This window comes from Stenotrophomonas sp. 96582_Sma, from assembly GCF_056480905.1.
Genome location: NZ_CM151122.1, coordinates 1,136,462 through 1,154,479, shown reverse-complemented (window position 1 = coordinate 1,154,479; position 18,018 = coordinate 1,136,462). Strand labels below are relative to the sequence as shown.

Annotated in this window: 19 protein-coding genes; 4 read left to right on the top strand and 15 right to left on the bottom strand. The window is 66.7% G+C overall.

All coding sequences use genetic code 11. The features are described 5' to 3' along the window. Positions 1-51 precede the first annotated feature (51 nt). The 7 genes from ACZK2R_RS05285 to ACZK2R_RS05255 form a co-directional block, all read right to left on the bottom strand. Entirely contained in the window at positions 52-1,065 is a 1,014-nt protein-coding gene (locus tag ACZK2R_RS05285) for a hypothetical protein (RefSeq protein ID WP_180837938.1), read from the bottom strand. A 97-nt stretch (positions 1,066-1,162) separates the two neighbouring features. Further along, on the bottom strand, positions 1,163-1,573 hold the full coding sequence (locus ACZK2R_RS05280) for a hypothetical protein (protein ID WP_180837926.1): 411 nt from the start codon (positions 1,571-1,573) through the stop codon (positions 1,163-1,165). Between the two features lie 27 nt (positions 1,574-1,600). Continuing rightward, positions 1,601-2,737 (bottom strand): metallophosphoesterase, encoded by a 1,137-nt coding sequence (locus tag ACZK2R_RS05275; RefSeq protein ID WP_180837925.1) that lies wholly within the window; start codon positions 2,735-2,737, stop codon positions 1,601-1,603. A 133-nt stretch (positions 2,738-2,870) separates the two neighbouring features. After that, positions 2,871-4,409, bottom strand: coding sequence for a TerC family protein (locus tag ACZK2R_RS05270; RefSeq protein ID WP_180837924.1), 1,539 nt, complete (start codon positions 4,407-4,409; stop codon positions 2,871-2,873). 43 nt (positions 4,410-4,452) lie between these two features. Further along, positions 4,453-4,677 (bottom strand): helix-turn-helix domain-containing protein, encoded by a 225-nt coding sequence (locus ACZK2R_RS05265; protein ID WP_032127628.1) that lies wholly within the window; start codon positions 4,675-4,677, stop codon positions 4,453-4,455. Continuing rightward, a complete protein-coding gene (locus ACZK2R_RS05260) occupies positions 4,677-5,144 on the bottom strand; it encodes a DUF2975 domain-containing protein (protein ID WP_125893794.1) in 468 nt (155 codons plus the stop codon). The genes ACZK2R_RS05265 and ACZK2R_RS05260 overlap by 1 nt, the downstream gene beginning before the upstream one ends. 182 nt (positions 5,145-5,326) lie before the next feature. Beyond that, on the bottom strand, positions 5,327-5,908 hold the full coding sequence (locus tag ACZK2R_RS05255) for an NMCC_0638 family (lipo)protein (protein WP_180837923.1): 582 nt from the start codon (positions 5,906-5,908) through the stop codon (positions 5,327-5,329). Between the two features lie 123 nt (positions 5,909-6,031). On the opposite strand from ACZK2R_RS05255, the gene ACZK2R_RS05250 reads away from it, so the two are divergent. Further along, positions 6,032-6,349 (top strand): metalloregulator ArsR/SmtB family transcription factor, encoded by a 318-nt coding sequence (locus ACZK2R_RS05250; RefSeq protein WP_204373517.1) that lies wholly within the window; start codon positions 6,032-6,034, stop codon positions 6,347-6,349. A 24-nt stretch (positions 6,350-6,373) separates the two neighbouring features. Further along, positions 6,374-7,768: a DUF2867 domain-containing protein gene (locus ACZK2R_RS05245; protein WP_180837922.1), complete on the top strand. Its 1,395-nt coding sequence runs from the start codon at positions 6,374-6,376 to the stop codon at positions 7,766-7,768. Positions 7,769-7,804: 36 nt separating this feature from the next. Here ACZK2R_RS05245 and ACZK2R_RS05240 read toward each other — a convergent pair whose 3' ends face one another. Then, a complete protein-coding gene (locus ACZK2R_RS05240) occupies positions 7,805-8,728 on the bottom strand; it encodes an alpha/beta hydrolase (RefSeq protein WP_032127632.1) in 924 nt (307 codons plus the stop codon). Between the two features lie 173 nt (positions 8,729-8,901). Between ACZK2R_RS05240 and ACZK2R_RS05235 the strand changes: the two genes are divergently transcribed. Beyond that, complete coding sequence (locus ACZK2R_RS05235) at positions 8,902-9,876, top strand: LysR family transcriptional regulator (RefSeq protein ID WP_049443813.1); 975 nt, start codon at positions 8,902-8,904, stop codon at positions 9,874-9,876. Between the two features lie 3 nt (positions 9,877-9,879). Here ACZK2R_RS05235 and ACZK2R_RS05230 read toward each other — a convergent pair whose 3' ends face one another. From ACZK2R_RS05230 to ACZK2R_RS05210, 5 genes are all read right to left on the bottom strand, one after another. After that, entirely contained in the window at positions 9,880-10,380 is a 501-nt protein-coding gene (locus ACZK2R_RS05230) for a GNAT family N-acetyltransferase (protein WP_180837921.1), read from the bottom strand. 14 nt (positions 10,381-10,394) lie between these two features. Further along, positions 10,395-10,832 (bottom strand): hypothetical protein, encoded by a 438-nt coding sequence (locus tag ACZK2R_RS05225; RefSeq protein ID WP_032127634.1) that lies wholly within the window; start codon positions 10,830-10,832, stop codon positions 10,395-10,397. A 72-nt stretch (positions 10,833-10,904) separates the two neighbouring features. After that, positions 10,905-12,647, bottom strand: a complete 1,743-nt coding sequence (locus ACZK2R_RS05220; protein ID WP_032127635.1) for a GGDEF domain-containing protein — start codon at positions 12,645-12,647, stop codon at positions 10,905-10,907. 162 nt (positions 12,648-12,809) lie between these two features. After that, the gene (locus tag ACZK2R_RS05215; RefSeq protein WP_180837920.1) at positions 12,810-13,835 is read right to left on the bottom strand and encodes an AI-2E family transporter; all 1,026 of its coding nucleotides are present in this window, start codon (positions 13,833-13,835) and stop codon (positions 12,810-12,812) included. Between the two features lie 135 nt (positions 13,836-13,970). Further along, on the bottom strand, positions 13,971-14,819 hold the full coding sequence (locus ACZK2R_RS05210; RefSeq protein WP_180837919.1) for an isocitrate lyase/PEP mutase family protein: 849 nt from the start codon (positions 14,817-14,819) through the stop codon (positions 13,971-13,973). 108 nt (positions 14,820-14,927) lie between these two features. On the opposite strand from ACZK2R_RS05210, the gene ACZK2R_RS05205 reads away from it, so the two are divergent. Then, the gene (locus ACZK2R_RS05205) at positions 14,928-15,824 is read left to right on the top strand and encodes a LysR family transcriptional regulator (RefSeq protein ID WP_180837918.1); all 897 of its coding nucleotides are present in this window, start codon (positions 14,928-14,930) and stop codon (positions 15,822-15,824) included. On the opposite strand, the gene ACZK2R_RS05200 is transcribed toward ACZK2R_RS05205, so the two are convergent. Then, on the bottom strand, positions 15,812-16,864 hold the full coding sequence (locus ACZK2R_RS05200) for a sensor domain-containing diguanylate cyclase (protein WP_180837917.1): 1,053 nt from the start codon (positions 16,862-16,864) through the stop codon (positions 15,812-15,814). The genes ACZK2R_RS05205 and ACZK2R_RS05200 overlap by 13 nt on opposite strands. A 104-nt stretch (positions 16,865-16,968) precedes the next feature. Beyond that, a complete protein-coding gene (locus ACZK2R_RS05195; RefSeq protein ID WP_049422751.1) occupies positions 16,969-17,976 on the bottom strand; it encodes a LacI family DNA-binding transcriptional regulator in 1,008 nt (335 codons plus the stop codon). Positions 17,977-18,018 lie beyond the last annotated feature (42 nt).

Genomic DNA, 18,018 nt, shown 5'->3' with positions numbered 1-18,018 from the left:
CCCGGTTGCGCAGGTTCGGGGCAGGATGTCATGGCCGGGGTGAAATACCGGTCATCGGCTGTCCGTCGCCTGCATGTACTGGGTTTCATGGCCGGTGAAACGCTCACCGTCAAAGCCGAAACAGAAGCGCCCTTCCTCGAACACGCGGTACACCAGCAACGTGCCATCGAGGCAGAACTGCTGCTGGTCCACGCCCGTTTCCAGTGTCCCGTATCCGGTTGCATCACCGCCCTTCCCCGCCGGCCCGGTGAAGGCATCGAACGGCAGTGGCGTCGCCCTGCCCGTGCGGGTATCGACCAGCATCAGCGTGCGCTGGAAGTACTCTGGACGATCATCGACCTGTACCAGCAGGTAGTGCTGGTTGAAATTGGGCTCCTGGTGCTGGAGCGCATCGTCGATGGCTGCGCGGTGCCGCGCATCGCAGAAGTCGACCGGGCTGTAGCGGTAGCTGCAACCGTCGTGGTCGTAGGGCAGGTTCATGCCGGAATAGCTGACGCTGCCCTTGCTCCCCGCATCGTCCCCCGGTTCGGGCGTGCTGCACAGCAGCCACGAACGCTGCGCATCCTCCGGGTCGGCCAACAGCTTCGGCTCACGGCCCGCTTCGTAAGCCGCGCCACCCGGGAAGTCCTGCCCCAGGTGCTGGCGGGCGATTGAACGCGCCTTCTCCAACGGCAAGGCAATCCTGGCCCCACGGAACGAGACGAACGTCATCGTCGGCAGGATCACCTCTTCCACCGGCAATCCTTTCCATTGCCCACCCGTGCAGAACGTGGCGATCTCATTCTCTTCGTCCACCTTGCAGGGTTTCGGCGCATTCGCGGCCAGCCAGGGATGTGCCGGGCGATCGGTCTGAACGTCGATGTACCAGCCGTCCAGCGCACAGCTCGGCAGGGCATCGAGCAGCGGAGAGAGGTCTTCTGCCATGGCCGGGGCGGCAAGCGGTGTGCCCGCTGCGGGTGCCCCGGTCGGCGCATCCGTTGTGCGCTGGCATGCCGCCAGCGCGAGCAGACCAACCAGCAGCGCGACGTGGCGCGGACGCCGGATTGAATGATGCGCTCCCTGCATTGCGTGTTTCCTGGTTTCAGAACCCAGTGCAGATGATCGCCGATCCGGGGCCGGCTGGGACGCTGGGTGCTGCGCGACCTCCACGCATGGCGTGGAGCTACCCGGTGTGCTGGCTTCCCGCCCGGTAGGCAGCGTAGGCATCGAGGATCTTCTGCATCCGGGCCTGCTGCTTCGCGCCCATCGGCACCCGCTGCACGCGCTTCAGCAGCGTCTTCCACATGTATCCGGAACGGAAGAAGTACGGGCGCACCTCAAGGAAGGTCAGCACGACATCCACCGTATCTGGATCGCGTTCGGCAAGTTGCTTCAGCGCATTGGCGTAGCCACCCGGGAACGCAAGCTGTTCATACCGCTGGCGGTATTCCGCGCAGGCTGCCGCGTGCTGCTGCATTTGTTCCGGGCCACGCCAGCGCGCACCAGCGGCTTCGCGGATGGCTTGGCGCAGCCGATTGATCTCGTCCGCATTGGCGCGGATCAGACGTTCCATGGGTGCGCGGGGATGGGCCATGGTTCCTTCCATGTGGTTTGTCAGGGGTCACGGGGCGCGGCGCAGGGTGATCAGGGTGATCTCCGAAGGAACGCCGATGCGTGCCGGGAAACCGGCCCACAGGCCAGCGCCATTGCTCACGTACAGTGTCATGCCATCCACCTCGTAACGCCCGGACACAAAACCGCCGTTGGCGCGCTTCACCAGCTGGTCCATGCCGATGATCTGGCCGCCATGTGTATGCCCGGACAGCTGCAGCTTCACACCGCGCGCGGCGGCCTCGCTCGCATTACGAGGGCGATGATCGAGCAGGATCACCGGTGCGGACGGATCAGCGCCTTCCAGTGCAGCCTGGAGATCCGGCAACGGCAGGCCGTAGCGTGCCGCCACCGGGTCGGTGACACCGGCGATGGTCAGCGCCGCGTCACCGCGTCGTACCTGCAGATGACTGTTCTCCAGCACCTGCATGTGCAGCGCGCGGAACGCCTGCATCCAGTCCTGGTACTGCGCGTAGTACTCGTGGTTGCCGGTGATGGCAATGACGCCATCCGGCGCCTGCAGGTCGGCCAACGGACGCGCGTCGTCGCGACGGGCCTCGACACTGCCGTCGATCAGATCGCCAGTGATCACGATCAGGTCCGGCTTCAGCGCATTGCTCTCCTCCACCACCCTGCGCACCCAGTCGCCGGTCAGCAGGCGACTGGCATGGATGTCGGTCAGCTGCAGCACGCGATACCCGTCGAACCCGGCCGGCAACCCGGCGATGCTCACCTCGATCTGCCTGGGCTTGGGCACCGCCATTCCCTGGCTGACGCCATAGGCGCTGACCAGCAGCGCCAGTACACCCGCCACCGGGCGCAGCTTTGGCGCGCGCAACGCCGATACAGCACGTGGCCTGCGCAGGATGCGCGACACCAGCAGGCCCACGTCCAGCACCAGCAGGACCAGCGCCAGCAGCAGTACGGCAGTCGAACCCGTGGCCAACGAGGCGATGGCCAGCTTCGGGATTTCCGGCGACGCCATCGAGCCCCAGAAGGCGGCCACGATGCGCAGTTGCACGGCCACGGCCACCAGCAGCAGCGACAGCACGACCTTCATCCAGATGGGCATGCGCAGTGGCCAGAACAGGCGCCAGGCCACATACAGGCCCATCAACAAACCGATCGTACTCAGCACTGCAACCATCCGGGAAGGAAAACGGGCCCGCCATGGTGACGGTTGCCGGCAGTGTTGTGTAGAGCCGAGCCCGTACCCGGCTGCTCAGGAGGCAGTCGAGCATGGCTCGACTCTACAGAGGGCCAGTCGAGCAGGCTCGACTCTACGAAAGCCCGATGCGTTCAACCCGCAGGCGCGCGATGCGACGCTTCTCCATTGCCAGTACGGTGATGCGTACATCCGCAATCTCCACCGTGTCACCGATGTCCGGCAGGCGCCCCAGACGCTCCAGCACCAGACCGGAGATGGTCATGTAGTCGGCACTGCGCGGCAGCGAGACGCCGGCCAGGCGCTGCAGGTCGTCCAGGGTCAGCGCACCGTCGGCCTCCCACTGGTTCTCGCCCTGCGCCTCCACGCCATAGCGCTCGTCCTGGGTGTCGACCAGGTCACCGGCAATGGCCGCCAGCAGATCGTTGGCGGTCACCAGGCCTTCCACACTGCCGTACTCGTCCACCGCTACCGCCAACGGCACCGGGTGCTGGCGGATCAGTTCCAGCGCCTGCAGTGCGCTGGCGCTGGACAGCACGTACTGCGGCTCGCGCAGGTTGCCCTCCAGCTGCAGCGGCCTGCCCTGCAGCAGGTCGGCCAGAAGGTCGCGGCTCTGCACCACGCCGCGCAGGCTGTCCAGGTCGCCATCACCCACCAGCAGGCGGGTGTGCGGCGATGCCACCAGGCGCGCCACCACGTCCTCCTGCCCACGTGCCAGGTCGATCCACTGCACGTCGGCACGCACGGTCATCACGCTCGACACCGGCCGATCGGCCAGGCCCAGCACGCTGCGGATCATCTCGTGCTCGGCCGGCTGCAACCGCTCTTCCGCATCGACGTGTTCGTCAGCGTTTTCGTCGTCGTGGCCATTGGCCGGGCGCGCGCCCAGCATGCGCAGCACGGCGTCGGCGGTACGCTGGCGGAACGGCTGGCGGCGCTCGTTGCGCTCACGATTGAAGCGCACCCACTGGTTGAAGGCTTCAACCAGGATCGAGAAGGCGATCGCCGCGTACAGATAACCCTTCGGGATCTTGTAGCCCAGGCCTTCGGCCACCAGGCTGAAACCGATCATCAACAGGAAGCCCAGGCACAGCACGACCACCGTAGGATGCTTGTTGACGAAACGGGTCAGCGGCTTGCTGGCCACCAGCATCAGCACCATCGCGATGGTCACCGCGGCATACATCACGCCCAGGTTGTCGACCATACCAACTGCGGTGATCACCGAGTCCAGCGAGAACACCGCATCGAGCACCACGATCTGTGCCACCACCATCGCGAAGCTGGCGTAGACCTTCTTGCCATCCTCGTGATGCTCGCGGCCCTCCAACCGCTCGTGCAGTTCCATCGTGCCCTTGAACAGCAGGAACAGACCACCGCCCAGCAGGATCAGGTCACGCCCGGAGAAGCTGTGGTCGAACAGCGTGAGCAGCGGTTCGGTCAACTTCATGATCCATGCCAGCGCGGCCAGCAGCACCAGCCGCATCAGCAGGGCCAGCGCCAGGCCGATCACCCGCGCGCGGTCACGCTGGTGCGGCGGCAGTTTGTCGGCCAGGATCGCGATGAACACCAGATTGTCGATGCCGAGAACGATCTCCAGCACGACCAGGGTTGCAAGGCCCATCCATATCGAGGGGTCAGCCAACCATTCCATTTCAGGTCCGTTTCGTCAGTAGGTAAGGGAAAAGGGGAAACACTCAGTCAGCCTCCTGCGCCTGCGCCGGGTCATGCCCGAGCAGGTCACCGGGCGTGCACTGCAGCTCACGGCAGATCGCATCAAGTGTGGAAAAGCGGATGGCGCGCGCCTTGCCGGTTTTGAGGATCGACAGGTTGGCCAGGGTGATGTCGATGCGCCCGGCCAGCTCGGACAGGGTCATGCCCCGTTCCTGCAGCATGCGGTCCAGGGTGATGACAATCGCCATCAGATGACACCGTCGAGGTCATCGCGCATTGCCGCACCCACGACAAACACGCGTGCCAGCACGAACAGCATCAGCACCGCGACCAGGCCGGTGATCGACATGCCGCCGCCCACCTCCATCCAGGTGAAGTCCGGGCCCATCCAGGCGGCGTAGGCGCCGATCAGGATCGACAGCACCTCCATCGACAGCATCAGCCAGGCCATGCGCTGCAGGCGCTGTGCATTGGCGTGGGTGAACGGCCGCTCGCGCGCCGCCGACTTCAACAGCCGCAGCAGGTGGCGCAGGAACATCAGGCACAGCACCAGCAGCGCGACGATCGCGCCCAGGCCCAGGCAGAAATGCAGGAACAGGCCGCTGCCATGCACGGCAGCGGCATCAGCGTCGTGGATGCTGTCGAGCAGCCAGCTGCGGTCGTGGGCGACCAGCGGCACGGCCAGCAGTGCGGCCAGGATGCCCAGCCAGCACATCGCCCGCACCGCCTGTACGGCGGCCTGGGCCAGGGTGAACAAGCCTCGCGCGGGTCTGGCGCGGGCGGGACGAGCGGTCAAGCGGCCTCCGGCATTGGGGTGGCCTCGCCGCCCCGGGTGAATTTATCGATAAACGATATACCACTTGCCGCGTGAAAGGCTGAATCGCGAGCGTGGGCCCTTCAGGGCCCAGGCGCGCCCTGCGCCAGCATCGCTTCGCCCGGGGCCGCCGAGGCCATCGCCTGCACGCCGGCTTCGGCCGCCTGCCGTGTGACCAGGCGGAATCGCATCTGCAGCTTGCCCTGCCCCGGCGTGGCCCAGCCGTACTGGATGGCCACCTGATCGGCCGACAGCGGCCCACGCCCTGGCAGCGACCGCACCTGCAACGGCTTCGGTGCGGCCTGCACCAACCGGGCGAATCCCTTCTGCACGACCGCCGCGTCGGCCTTTTCGGCGTAGACCGTACACGTGCCATCGTCAGCCCAGCTCACCGCATAGCGGCCACTGGCCAGAGGCACCATCCAGGCCACGCCCGATTGCCCCTGCAACAGCGTCGCGGCTTCGGCGGGCTGCAACGGCGGCAGCCCATTGGATTCCATCAGCGACTGCAACCGTGCCGGGGCACCGATGTGCTGCATGCAGGCGGTGTCGAACAGCTCGCTGAAGGGATCCTGCGCAGGGGCCTTGGCCTTTGCAGTACGCGCGGGTTGCGCCACCGCCAGGGTGGGCAGCAGGGCCAAAGCCAGCCAGAACACAGGACGCATCGGAATTCCACGCTACGGAAAACAGCAGGGAGGATGGCAAAGCCCGGGCGCCACGCGCAACGGGTCATGGCTTGACGGGCGCCGCTGGCGGGAGGAGTATAAGTTAACGAATTAGTTAATTAGATCGCCATGGACCGTATCTTCGAAGCCCTCGCCTCCACCGCCCGCCGCCAGATCCTGGCCTATCTCAGCGCCGGCGAGCTCAGCGCGGGCGAGCTGGCCGAACGCTTCGACTTCAGCAAGCCGGCGCTGTCCAGCCACCTGCGCATCCTCGAGGAAGCCGGCCTGATCGAACGCGAGAAGCGCGGCCAGTTCGTCTACTTCCGGCAGGTGCCCGACCGCTTGGCCAACACGCTGTTTTCCTGGGCAGCCGAAGTGTGTCCGGTCGGCGGCCCGCTGAAGCGCGAAGCACGCGCGCGCCGCAAGTCCCCTGCCCGCTGAACCGCCCCGCCAAGGAGCATGACCATGCCTGGTTCGACCCGCGACCGCCGTTCGTTTCCAGGGGTGCAGCTTCCGGGGCAGAAGGGCGGCAGCCCGACCGAAGTCACCTTGATCGCGCAGCTCGGCATCGGTGCCGGTGATGCGCTGGTGACCGACGCCAGCCAGCGCCAGCGCCACCACCCGGCCTTCATCGATGCGCTGGACGAGCCTTCGGCGCGACTGGGCGGCATGCATCTGCAGCAGGGCGACGCCTCCTCGCTGTACAGCTTCACCGTCGGTGCCGGTGGCCACCCGTTTCATCGCCATGCAGGCCCGCGCATGTTCACCGCCATCGCCGGAAGCGCGGGCGCGGAGCTGCGCTTCGCCACCGCCTCCGACGCGCAGCTGGCGCGCGATCCCGCTGCCTTCGCACGCACGCTGCGGCGCATCCGCATTCCACCGGACTGCCTGTTCACCGTGCGCTTCGGCGGCGGCACCTGGCACCAGTTCGCATCGAACCACCGCAACCATCCGGCGCTGTTCGCGCTGTCGTGCCACAGCAATGAACTGGCCGGTGCGTTGAGCGAGCACACCCGTGCACAGGTTCAACGCAATGCGGCCGATATCCCCAGCCTCACCGACGTACTGCCGGGAGCCTGCTGGCCGACGGCCACCGCACTGGCAGCCACGCCACTGATGCAGCTGTCACTGCAGGCTGCGCCCCCCAGCCTGCGTGCCCGGCTGTGTGCGCGCACCCGTGCATGGTTCGGCCCGCTGCGGCGGATCACATTGCAACCGCTGCGTGGGTTCGTCGAACGCGCTACACCGGCCTATCCCATCCAGTCGCAGGCGCCACACAGCGACGGCCTGCTGGCCACTGCGCTGCCGCTCAGCCACTACCAGGACCTGACTACGCTGCAGCTGGACAGCACACAGCTGCGGCAGCGTTCCGCGTCGGCACTGCTGGCCGACGTACTGGAAGGCTTCCTGCGCAATCCCCCCGGCGGTGTGGGCCGGTTGATGGCGCTGCGTAACCGCCTGGTTGCGCCACTGAGACTGCGCACCTCACCGCTCGGCTGCCCGGTATCGTCACTGCTGTCGACCGACCGCAGCCGGTTGTTCGCCGGTCGCTATCCAGTGTTGGATTCGCACGTCGATGCAGAAGATGACTGTGCCGAAGTGCTGCTCGGCGCCGACGATCGCCATCTGCGTTTCCGCAGCAGCGTGCGCGTGCAGCGGCATGGCGATGGCCGCATCGAGATCAGCCTCGGTTCGCGCGTGCAGACCCACAATGCGTTCGGTCGCATCTACATGGCGCTGATCGACAGCACGCACCGCCACTGCGTCGCACCGGCACTGCTGCGGCGTGCGGTCGAACATGCGCTGGCGCCGGAACTGGCCGATCTCGATGACTGGGCGGAGTACTCCGCGTACAGATGATGCCGGCCCGTGGCCGGCACCACCTGCCACATCAGCTCACAGGTGCTGCTTGAAGAAGGGAACGACCGCTGACAGGGCCTCGCGCACCGGCTCCGGCTTGTCATACAGGTCGTAATGCGACCAGCCTTCCACCACCTTCAACTGCTTGTGCTTCGACGCCGCACGGCCATGGATCTCCAGGCCATCGCGGTAGGCACCAAAGCCACCCGGCTTGTCACCGATCACCACCAGCAACGGTTGGGTCAGCAGGACTTCGGCCAGGTGGAAGGCATCCCAGCCCACCGCTGCACCGCGATGCGAGAACAGCGCACTGACCACGCCGTTGGGCTGCGGCTCGCGCGTGCGGTAATAGTCCGTGGCCTCCAGCACATCGATATCCGTGATGCCGGCGGCGCGCCCCTGTTCCACCGAAGGCGGCAGGAACAGGTCCACACGGGCCTCGCCGCCGCGCATCTCGGCGGTGCGCTGGGCAGCGATGGCCTCCAGCGTGCCGATCGGATCGAATCCGCCAAAGCCCTCACGACTGAGCCGGCCAAAGTTGACACCGGTGATGCTGGTGACCGCCTTGATGCGGCGCTCGGTCATGGTGGCGTTGATCGCGTAGCCACCACCGCCACAGATGCCCAGTACGCCGATGCGTTCGGCGTCCACGTACGGCAGGGTGACCAGATGGTCGACCACGCGGCGTACATCCTCCACGCGCTGGGTCGGGTCTTCGACCCGACGCGGCTCGCCACCGCTGGCGCCCTGGAAGCTGGCGTCATAGGCGATCACCACGTAGCCCTCGCGAGCCAGGGCCTCACCGTAGATGTTGCCGGCGGTCTGCTCCTTGCAGCTGCCGATCGGATGCATGCTGATGATCGCGGGATAGACCCGGTTGCGGTCGAAGTCCGGCGGGAAATGCAGGTCGGCGGCGATCGGCCAGGCCATGTCCGGATTCTGGATGTTGATGGTTTCCATGCTGCGGCTCCTCGATAGCGGCGGGAGGCGACGGGTGTCGCCGTTGCAAGCACGATAGACCTGGGATTGGGGCCGAAAAAGCGGCCAATCACAACCAAAGTAGTAAGCTGCAATTACCAAATAGCGACAACCTGTGCCGCCATCTTCTCCCGCCGTCCTGCCGACCGAGCCCCATGAGCGCCCCCAGCCCGATCAACCCGGCCCTGCTGCCCCAGCTGGCCTGGTTTGCCCACATCGCCCACCACCGCAGCTTCACCAAAGCGGCCGTTGAGATGGGGGTCTCGCGCCCGGCGTTGTCGCAGAGCCTGAAGACCCTGGAGAAACAGCTGGGGGTACGCCTGCTGCACCGGACCACCCGTGACATGTCGCTCACCGAGGAAGGCCAGCGCCTGTTCGACGCACTGCGGCCATCGCTGAGCACCATCGAAACCGCAGTACGCGACCTGCGCGCCAGCCATGACGCTCCGTCCGGCCTGCTGCGCATCAACACCGCGCGCCTGACTGCCAAGACGCTGATCGAACCGCATCTACCGGAGTTCTTCGCGCGCTACCCCGAGCTGCGCATAGAGCTGGTGATGGACGACGGCCTGTCCAGCATCGTTGCCGACGGCTGTGACGCCGGCATCCGCCTTGGCGAGCGGTTGGCCGAAGGCATGATCGCCGTGCCGGTCACGCCGATGCTGGAAATGGTGGTGGTCGCCTCGCCGGCCTACCTGGCCCGCCATGGCACGCCCACCACGCCCGCCGAACTGGCCGCCCACGAGTGCCTGGGCTACCGGCAGACCGGCAGCGGCGGGGTCTATGCCTGGGAATTCAGCACGCCGGGCCAGCCCGGTCATGACTTTGAAGTGGAACCGCGCGGACGCTATGTCACCAACGACGATGAGGGCATGATCCGCGCCGCACTGCAGGGATTGGGCGTGATGCAGCATATCGATCTGTCTCTGCAGCCGATGCTGGCCGATGGGCGCCTGGTCCGCCTGATGCCGGCGTGGTCGGCACCGTTCCCCGGCTTCTACCTGTACGTGCCTTCGCGCGAGCAGATGCCACCGCGCGTGCGCGCCCTGATGGAATTCCTGATCGAGAAGCGCGAAGGCGTCGCCAAGGCGCTCGGCCGCACGGTACAGGCCCCGGCCACGGGCAGCTAGGCGTCAGCGCGGGTAGCGATACACCAGATCATCGGCATCACTGCGCACGGCGTGATCGTCCAGCACGCCGCCCAGCCGCTGTGCAACGGCCTGCGACGCCAGGTTGTCCGATGCCATGTAGCTGACCAGGGTCGGCAGCTGCGCCACCACGAAGGCCCAGTCGCGCAGCGCGCCGGCCGCTTCGGTAGCGAAGCCCTTCCCTTCATGGCCGTCATACAGCAGCCAGCCCAGTTCCTTTTCCGGGAACAGCGGGCCATGATTGATCCCGACCTGGCCGATGCAGGCTCCCGTATCGGCACGCTCGATCATCAACGCGCCATGGCCGAACAGATGCCAGCTGGCGAGGTCATGGCAGAACTGCCCCCACGCCGCCACCTCACCGAACGGCCCGCCCATGCCCCGCGCACGCGGCGACGCCAGGAATGCGGCGTAGACCTCGAAGTCATCGAGCCGTTGCGGGCGAAGCCGCAAGCGTTCGGTGTAAAGCGTGGGAATCTCGAGCATACCGTCGCGCGACCTCAATACACCGCCAGGTGGCCACAACCGCGGCGCTGCGGCTGCCCTTCCATCGTCACCTGCACGCTGGCCAGGGTGTCCACACCTTCGGCAGTGCGACACGACTCACGCTTGATCTCGACGATGGCGGGCTGCTGGCCAAGCTCGCCGTTGAGCACGATCAGCGAGCTCGGTGCATCGGCCGGTTGCCCCGGATAGCGCAGCGTGCCCTTGTGGGTACGGCCGTCAGCGCTGAGGCTGGCATCGTGGTTGCCCTGGCCGGTGGAGGCGATCTCAATGCTCCAACCCGCACCGCCGCCGGTGAAAGCCGGCACCGGGCTCAGGTCGGCGGCAACCGAGGGGTGGCGTGGCGCATCCGCAGCGGTCTGCGACGAAGTGGAGGTACAGCCGGCCAGCATCCCGGCCAGCAGCGCTGCAGCAACGACGGGGCGAACGGTCATGATGCGCTCCTGCCAAATGGTCGAAGGTCCAGTCTAGGCGGCCATGCGTGCGCCAGCGATGAACATGATGTTTCAGCGTGGAATGCGCCCACCACCGGCGACCCGCACGCGGTCGCGGCCCTGCGCCTTGGCCTGGTACATGGCCGCATCGGCGGCACGCAGCAGGGTCCGCCAGCCCAAGGCGTCGGTAGCACCGCGGGCCACGCCGAAGCTGGCGGTCACCCGCAGCACGGTACCGCCGGCCACCACGATGTCCAGCTGCTGCAGCGCAAGCCGCAGCGATTCGGCCAGCTGTCGGCCAGCGGCCAGGTCACCGTCGGCCAGCAGCACCAGGAACTCCTCGCCACCATAGCGGGAAATGCTGTCGCTGCGGCGAAGATGGCGCTGCAGCAGTTGCGCCACCTGTACCAGCACTTCATCACCCGCATCGTGGCCATGACCATCATTGATCGATTTGAAGCGATCAACGTCCAGCAGGATCACCACTGCGCTCATCCGCCCCTCGTCGTGGCGCTGCTGCACCAGTTCCTCCAGCGCGCGACGGTTCAGCAGTCCGGTCAATTCATCGGTGCCGGCCAGCTGGCGCAGCTCGCTGGTCAGCGCCGAGCGTTCGCGCGACTTCTCGCGCAGCACTTCAATCGCATCGAACAGGCGCTGCATCTCGGCCAGCGGATGGGTGACATGCTGCTCGGGCCCAGGCGCTTCGGAGGCAATCTGGATCACCTGCCGTTGTGCCTGCAGCAGAGGCCGCAGGATCTGCAGATGCGCGATACGCAGCGCCACACCCAGTACCACCAGGGTTCCCAGCGCGGTGGCCAGAAGTACCGCCAGCCGCGTGGCCTCCCGGTTGCGGGTGTGCTCGAACCTGGCGATGGACACACTCAGGTAACCGTCACGCAGCGCCTCAAGCGACTGCAGGGTCGGCACGTAGCGCGTGGTGAACTCGGCAGCGGTCCACGGCGGCGGCAGGCCACGCCGCCCGTCGTCGATCAGCTGTTCGATCATCGGCAGTGACTCGCCGAAGAACTGCCGGCGCGCCATATCCCAATGCCAGGACAGCGTCGGATCACTGCGGAACACCGATTCGTGGCTGCCGGCCAGCCGCCACAGTTCCAACAGGCGGCCCTCGGTCTGCAGCGCCGCGCGCACCTGTTCGTTGCGCCAGGCACCGGGTACCGCCACCGGCGCCATCACGTTGGAGGCCAGACGCCCGCCGTGCTCGCGCAGGTCGATCAGCACCTGGCCCTGCATGGCTGGAATCGCCGCTTCGCGGTCGGCCCTGACCAGTACGTTGATCTGTGCCGAGGTCAGCAGGTGCAGGCGGTCGACCACGGCAAACATGCCGCTGATCGCGCGCTCCACGTCTTCGACGCGTCGTGCGTCGCGCGGCTGCGCTGCCACCCGGTCCACGCCCGCGCGTGCCGACTGCAGGCGACGTTGCGCGTCCGCCAGCATCCCATGCTCATCCACCACGCCCGGATCAGCCGTGAACACGGCATCCAGCTGCTGCAGCGCGGTGTCCACACGCCTGCGCACCACCGCCAGCTGCAGCGTAAGCCGCGCATGCTCGCTGGCATCGGCCGGGTCGGCACCGAGCAGGCTGTTGGCCGGGCCGCGTTCGGCCGAGACCAGGTTGGCCAGGTCGAAGGTCTGGCGCAGCTGGCGCAGGCTGACCAGGTTGTCCTCGGCAGCGCTGTAGCGCAGCGTGCCCTGGACCAGCGCGATGGCCATCAACGGCAGCGTACAGACCACGAACGACCCCGCCAGGATCCAGACCCAGGTCCGCAGTCCGATGGGCGATGCCTTGCCGGCCATGCAAATTTCCCCTGAAGTGCGGATCACTGTAGCCGCCGGTCCCGGCAGCGCCAAGCCAGTGCCGCGCGAACCGTGACCATGGGTATACCGCAGCCACCGCGAACGCGCCGGCAAGGTCTCACCCCGCGCCGGGCTGGGGCGAATGCGTCACACCCTGCCGTACTAGATCCAGCGCTGGTCGACCAGTTCGCGCTTCACGTAGGCGTAGAACACCGGCGCCGCCACCAGGCCGGGCAGGCCGAACGCCGCTTCCATCACCAGCATCGCCAACAGCAGCTCCCAGGCGCGGGCCTGGATTTCGCCGCCAACGATGCGCGCATTGAGGAAGTACTCCAGCTTGTGGATCACGATCAGGTACAGCAGCGCCGCCACGGCCACGTAGAACGAGACCGACAGCGCGACGATGGTGATGATGGTGTTGGAAATGATGTTGCCCACCACCGGCAGCAGGCCGGCGATGAAGGTGATCAGTACCAGGGTCTTGGACAGTGGCAGGTGCACGCCGAGCAACGGCAGCACGCCCAGCAGGAAGATGGCGGTGAACACGGTGTTGAGCAGCGAGATCTTCACCTGCGCGAACACCACCTGGCGGAACGCGGTGGCCAGGCGGCTGGTGCGGCCGATCAGCTCCTGCGCCAGCGGGCCCATCTTCGGCAGCGGCAGTTCGTCATACAGCGCGATCATCGCGCCCAGCACCATACCGATCAGTACGCGTACGCCCACCTGCACCACCGAGGTACCGGCCACGCCCAGCTGGCGCTGATGCTCGGCGGCCCAGTCGTTCAGTGCCGTGCGCAGCGCCGGCATGTCCTCGGGGATGTACGGCTGCAGCAGCGCCGGCACCTGGTGCCGCGACGAATTGAGGATCTCCATCAGCCGCGCCAGCAATGCGTCCGGTCCACCGGTCTCGTTGCGGAAAAATGACGCCACGCCGATCCCGGCCAGCACCAGCGCGCTGATGATCACCGCTGACAGCACGATCACCGCGATCGCCCGCGCCCGGCCTGGCGGCAGCTTGCCCTCCACGGTGGAGGCCAGCAGGTGGGTCAGCTGGAACACCAGCAGGCCCGACAGCAGGGTCACCACCAGGCCCAGCTTCAACGCCAGCCACATGCCCAGCAGCATCATCAGCCAGGCCGCGATCCTCGGGACGGGGGGCTTGGGCTGGGCAACGAGGGCGTCTTGCATGGGCGGCACGTCCGGGCAGGGTGGCCCATGGTAGAGGATTGGCGGCGATGATTCCGGGTGCAGGATGAACAGGCAACACACGCGGATTCCGCCGCCCCTTCTCCGTCCATCGGCACGTCCGCAATCACGCCCGGATCACACCCGGTCCAGTGCCAGATACCGCGCCGTGCGCACGATCGTCTCACGCTCGCCGAAGCTGGCCAGCTCGCCGGCAACACGCCCGCTGTCGCCAGTCGCTGCGATCTCCTGCAGGGTGCGCTGCATGGCCCGGATCGCAGCGCGCTGCAGGTCCGAGGGAATGATCACCAGCCGGTAATCGAGTTCGGCCAGCCGCGCCACGGGCACCAGCGGCGTCTTGCCGCTGTGGAACATGTTGATCAGCTTCGGCCCGGGAACCTGCTGCGAAATCACCTCGATCTGCTCCAGCGTTTCCGGTGCCTCGACGAAGATCATGTCCGCGCCCGCGTCCACATAGGCCTGCGCCCGTTCGATCGCCGCATCCAGGCCTTCGCAGGCGATGGCGTCGGTACGCGCGATGATCATCAGCTCCGGGTCGATCCGCGACTGGCAGGCAACACGGATCTTCGTGCACATCTCGCCCGCGTCGACCAGCGACTTGTCATCCAGGTGTCCGCAGCGCTTGGGGAAGGCCTGGTCCTCGATATGCAGGGCGGCAACGCCTGCCCTTTCGAACGCCCGCACCGTGCGTTCAACATTCGCGGTGCCGCCGAAGCCGGTGTCAGCGTCGGCGATCACCGGCAGATCGCAGGCATCGACGATCCGTTCAACCTGCGCAAGCACTTCGCTGAGGCCGAGCAGGCCGATGTCCGGCACGCCGGCCGAACGCGCGATGGCGCCGCCGCTGGCATACACCGCATCGAAGCCGGCCAGCTCCACCAGGCGTGCCGACAATCCATCGAATGCACCTGGCGCAATCACGCTGCCCTGGCGGAGCAGATCGCGCAACTGACGTGTCTTTTTCATGGGGTCTCCCTTGTCGTTGGACATCTGCCGTGGGATACCGATGATGTTGCCGCCAGCGGCGACCGTCCAATACCGTGTTCGTACAGCACCAGAACGTTTGAGGTTCCAATGGAACTGCGGCACCTGCGCTACTTCGTCATGACTGCCCAGCTGCAGAGCTTCACCAAGGCCGCCGAGGCCCTGCATATCGCCCAGCCGCCGCTCGGGCAGCAGATCCGCGCCCTGGAGGAAGAGATCGGCACACCGCTGTTCCACCGGCAGGGACGCGGCATCGTGCTCAGCGATGCTGGCCAGGTATTCTGGAAAGCCGCGGAGGACATCCTCGCGCGCGTCGACCAGGCCAAGGAGGAGGCGCTGCGCGCCGCACGCGGCGAGGTCGGCACGTTGACATTGGGGCTGACCGAATCGGCGACCTACAACGAGGCGGTCACCGCGCTGATGCGCAGCTTCCAGCGGGCGCATCCGGCAGTGCAGGTGCGGCTGGTAGAAGATGGCAGTGAATCCCTGGTCCGGCGCCTCGATGATGGCGAGCTCGATGCAGTGATCGTGCGCCCGCCGTTTTCCGATACCGGTGAACGGATGACACAGCAACTCAGTGCCGAACCCCTGGTGGCAGTACTGCCGGCCGATCACCCGTTGGCGTGCCGGACGAGCATCGCGCTGATCGAGCTGCGCGACGAGCGCTTCATCCTGTTCTCGCGGAAATCGGGCCAGGGCCTGAGTGCAGACGTCGTCGCTGCCTGCCGCAGCCAGGGCTTTGCGCCTACCATCCAGCAGGAAGCGCCGCAGGTGGCTTCGGCGATCAACCTTGCCGCTGCCCGCCTGGGCATCGCCATCGTGCCGGCCTCGATGCAGAGCATGCACCGCAGCGGCCTGGCTTTTGTTGCGCTGGAACTGGGCATGCCGACCACTACGCTGCAGTTGGCGGTGCGCTGCAAGCCTCCGGCAACGGCCGCCCAGCTGCTGGCCTGCGCCAGAGACGTGTCAACACCTCATTCGCCATAGCTGGCGTTGTTCTTGCCCTGGCGCTTGGCGTGGTACAGCGCGCGGTCGGCCAGTGCCAGCCAGTCCTCGACGCTGCCACCGCGCGGCGTCGCCGCGATTCCGATGCTGACGCTGAACTCGATGCCCGGGGTTGCCTGCCGTGCTGCCTCCAGAAGTTGCAGCCGAACCCGCTCTGCCACATGCATCGCATCGACGGGCGCACAGTCCTGCAGCAGCACGACGAACTCGTCGCCTCCCAGCCGCGCAGGGGTATCGCCGGGCCGGGCGAAGGCGCGCAAGGTGGAGGCGATATGGCGCAGCACTTCGTCCCCGGCGCGATGACCGTGCGAGTCATTGATGCGCTTGAAGTCATCCACATCAAGCATCAGCAGGCAGGCAAAACCACCCTGCCCCTGCGCCTTGTCCAGTGCCTGCTGCGCACGGACGATCAGGAAGCCGCGGTTGGCCAGCTCCACCAGCGGGTCCATGCGGCTCAGCCGCTTCAACTGGCGGTTCTGCGATTTCACCCGCCGCGCCAGCTGCCAGCTGAGGATGCTGAGGCCGATGCCGTAGACGAACAGGAACGGCACGCTGAGCACGATCGTGCGCTGCGATGACACCGGCTGGTAAGGAAACCCGAGCCCCCACCAGGTGAGCGCGAATCCCGCTACCAGTGCCAGTGTGGCCCGTACCGCCAGCTTCACCCCACCGGCGGCGATCTTGTCGGCGACCAGCAGCGCGGCGAACAACGCACTGGGTACCACGCTGAGCCCCATGAAGGCGATCCAGCCACCGCCAAAGAAGGAATCAACCACCATGCAACGGAACTGGACCACCGCAGGCTGCCGCTCGCGCTGGGTCAGCACCAGCGCGAGCGCCGGCCAGGCCAGCGCGTTGAGCAGCAGCAACACCCAGGCCCACGGGCCGTCCTGACGTTCAAGAATGATCGAGGCGATGGGAATCGCGCCCAGCCCATTGCCCACGAAGCGCATCCAGCCGATGCGACGTGCCGCGCCGATGCCTTCGACCGCGACTTCCGTCGAGTCCGTCAAGAACGGCATTGCCGACCCCCTTGCGCGATCGCACGCCCTTGCCGGGCGGCCTCTGGTGAGTCTGACAGCTCTGCGTCAATTCGGGATCAAGGATTCACGGCGGTTACCCTGCCTCACCCACGCCTGGGTGGCGCCGTTGAACCCCGCAGCATCAGGCTGAAATCCAGCGTCTGCTGCAGCGGCACATCCATGTGCTCGATGATGGCAAGCAGCAGGTTGACCGCGCGCTCACCGATCTCCCGCATCGGTTGCCGGATGGTGGTCAACGGCGGCGTGAGGTAGCGGGAAGATGCCAGATCATCGAAGCCGACGATGGACAGGTCCTCCGGCACGCGGATGCCCAGATCGCGGCAGGCCGCCAGGGTGCCCAGCGCCATCTGATCGCTGAAACAGAAGATCGCCGTTGGCGCAGACATGCCGTCCAGCAGCGCCATGGCAGCCGCATGGCCGGATTCCACCGAAAAGTCACCGGGCACGATGTTCAGCTGGCGCAGGCGTCCACGCGCCTTGCCAGCCGCCCGCACCCCTTCCAGCCGTTGCTGGTGCAGCGGATTGTCCGGCGGTCCGCCGACCACGGCGATCCGCTCGTGTCCCAGCCCATACAGATGTTCCATCACCACGCGCGCGGCCGCGGCGTTATCGATATGGACGCTGGGAATGCCCAGTGCGGGGTCGAACTCGCAGCCGTTGATCACCGGCGCGGCGGCACCGCGCTGCTGGACGATCTCGCGCGCCGTGGGCGGCAGGCGGTGCCCCAGCACGATCATGCCGTCGGCCTCGTTGCGCCGAAGCATCTGCGCATAGCGCTCCTCGCGGTCGGGTTGATGCTGGGTATCGCCGAGCAGAACCGCATAGCCGACCGCCTGTGCGGCGTCCTCCGCCCCCTGCAGGATCTGCGCGAAGAACGGATTGGCGATGTCCGGGACGGTGACCAGGATCTTGCCGCTGCGCTGGGTCTTGAGCGTGCGGGCCACTGTGTTGGGCACATAGCCCAGTGCGGCGGCGGCCTGCTCGATGCGCGCGCGGGTAGCCGGCAGCACTTTGTCCGGCCGGGAAAGCGCCCGCGACACCGTGCCTGCGGAGACGCCGACGTGCTTCGCGATGTCGTAGATGGTGGCCATGGCGTTAGTTCTCCTGTCTGCTGTGCAGTGCACAACAGGTCC

Coding starts and splice junctions, on each gene's coding strand:
- ACZK2R_RS05210 (WP_180837919.1), bottom strand. CDS start 14,819: ATGAAAAAGACACGTCAGTTGCGCGATCTGCTCCGCCAGGGCAGCGTG.
- ACZK2R_RS05240 (WP_032127632.1), bottom strand. CDS start 8,728: ATGGAAACCATCAACATCCAGAATCCGGACATGGCCTGGCCGATCGCC.
- ACZK2R_RS05205 (WP_180837918.1), top strand. CDS start 14,928: ATGGAACTGCGGCACCTGCGCTACTTCGTCATGACTGCCCAGCTGCAG.
- ACZK2R_RS05220 (WP_032127635.1), bottom strand. CDS start 12,647: ATGGCCGGCAAGGCATCGCCCATCGGACTGCGGACCTGGGTCTGGATC.
- ACZK2R_RS05215 (WP_180837920.1), bottom strand. CDS start 13,835: ATGCAAGACGCCCTCGTTGCCCAGCCCAAGCCCCCCGTCCCGAGGATC.
- ACZK2R_RS05265 (WP_032127628.1), bottom strand. CDS start 4,677: ATGGCGATTGTCATCACCCTGGACCGCATGCTGCAGGAACGGGGCATG.
- ACZK2R_RS05255 (WP_180837923.1), bottom strand. CDS start 5,908: ATGCGTCCTGTGTTCTGGCTGGCTTTGGCCCTGCTGCCCACCCTGGCG.
- ACZK2R_RS05280 (WP_180837926.1), bottom strand. CDS start 1,573: ATGGCCCATCCCCGCGCACCCATGGAACGTCTGATCCGCGCCAATGCG.
- ACZK2R_RS05200 (WP_180837917.1), bottom strand. CDS start 16,864: ATGCCGTTCTTGACGGACTCGACGGAAGTCGCGGTCGAAGGCATCGGC.
- ACZK2R_RS05225 (WP_032127634.1), bottom strand. CDS start 10,832: ATGACCGTTCGCCCCGTCGTTGCTGCAGCGCTGCTGGCCGGGATGCTG.
- ACZK2R_RS05235 (WP_049443813.1), top strand. CDS start 8,902: ATGAGCGCCCCCAGCCCGATCAACCCGGCCCTGCTGCCCCAGCTGGCC.
- ACZK2R_RS05270 (WP_180837924.1), bottom strand. CDS start 4,409: ATGGAATGGTTGGCTGACCCCTCGATATGGATGGGCCTTGCAACCCTG.
- ACZK2R_RS05195 (WP_049422751.1), bottom strand. CDS start 17,976: ATGGCCACCATCTACGACATCGCGAAGCACGTCGGCGTCTCCGCAGGC.
- ACZK2R_RS05230 (WP_180837921.1), bottom strand. CDS start 10,380: ATGCTCGAGATTCCCACGCTTTACACCGAACGCTTGCGGCTTCGCCCG.
- ACZK2R_RS05245 (WP_180837922.1), top strand. CDS start 6,374: ATGCCTGGTTCGACCCGCGACCGCCGTTCGTTTCCAGGGGTGCAGCTT.
- ACZK2R_RS05260 (WP_125893794.1), bottom strand. CDS start 5,144: ATGTGCTGGCTGGGCATCCTGGCCGCACTGCTGGCCGTGCCGCTGGTC.
- ACZK2R_RS05285 (WP_180837938.1), bottom strand. CDS start 1,065: ATGCAGGGAGCGCATCATTCAATCCGGCGTCCGCGCCACGTCGCGCTG.
- ACZK2R_RS05275 (WP_180837925.1), bottom strand. CDS start 2,737: ATGGTTGCAGTGCTGAGTACGATCGGTTTGTTGATGGGCCTGTATGTG.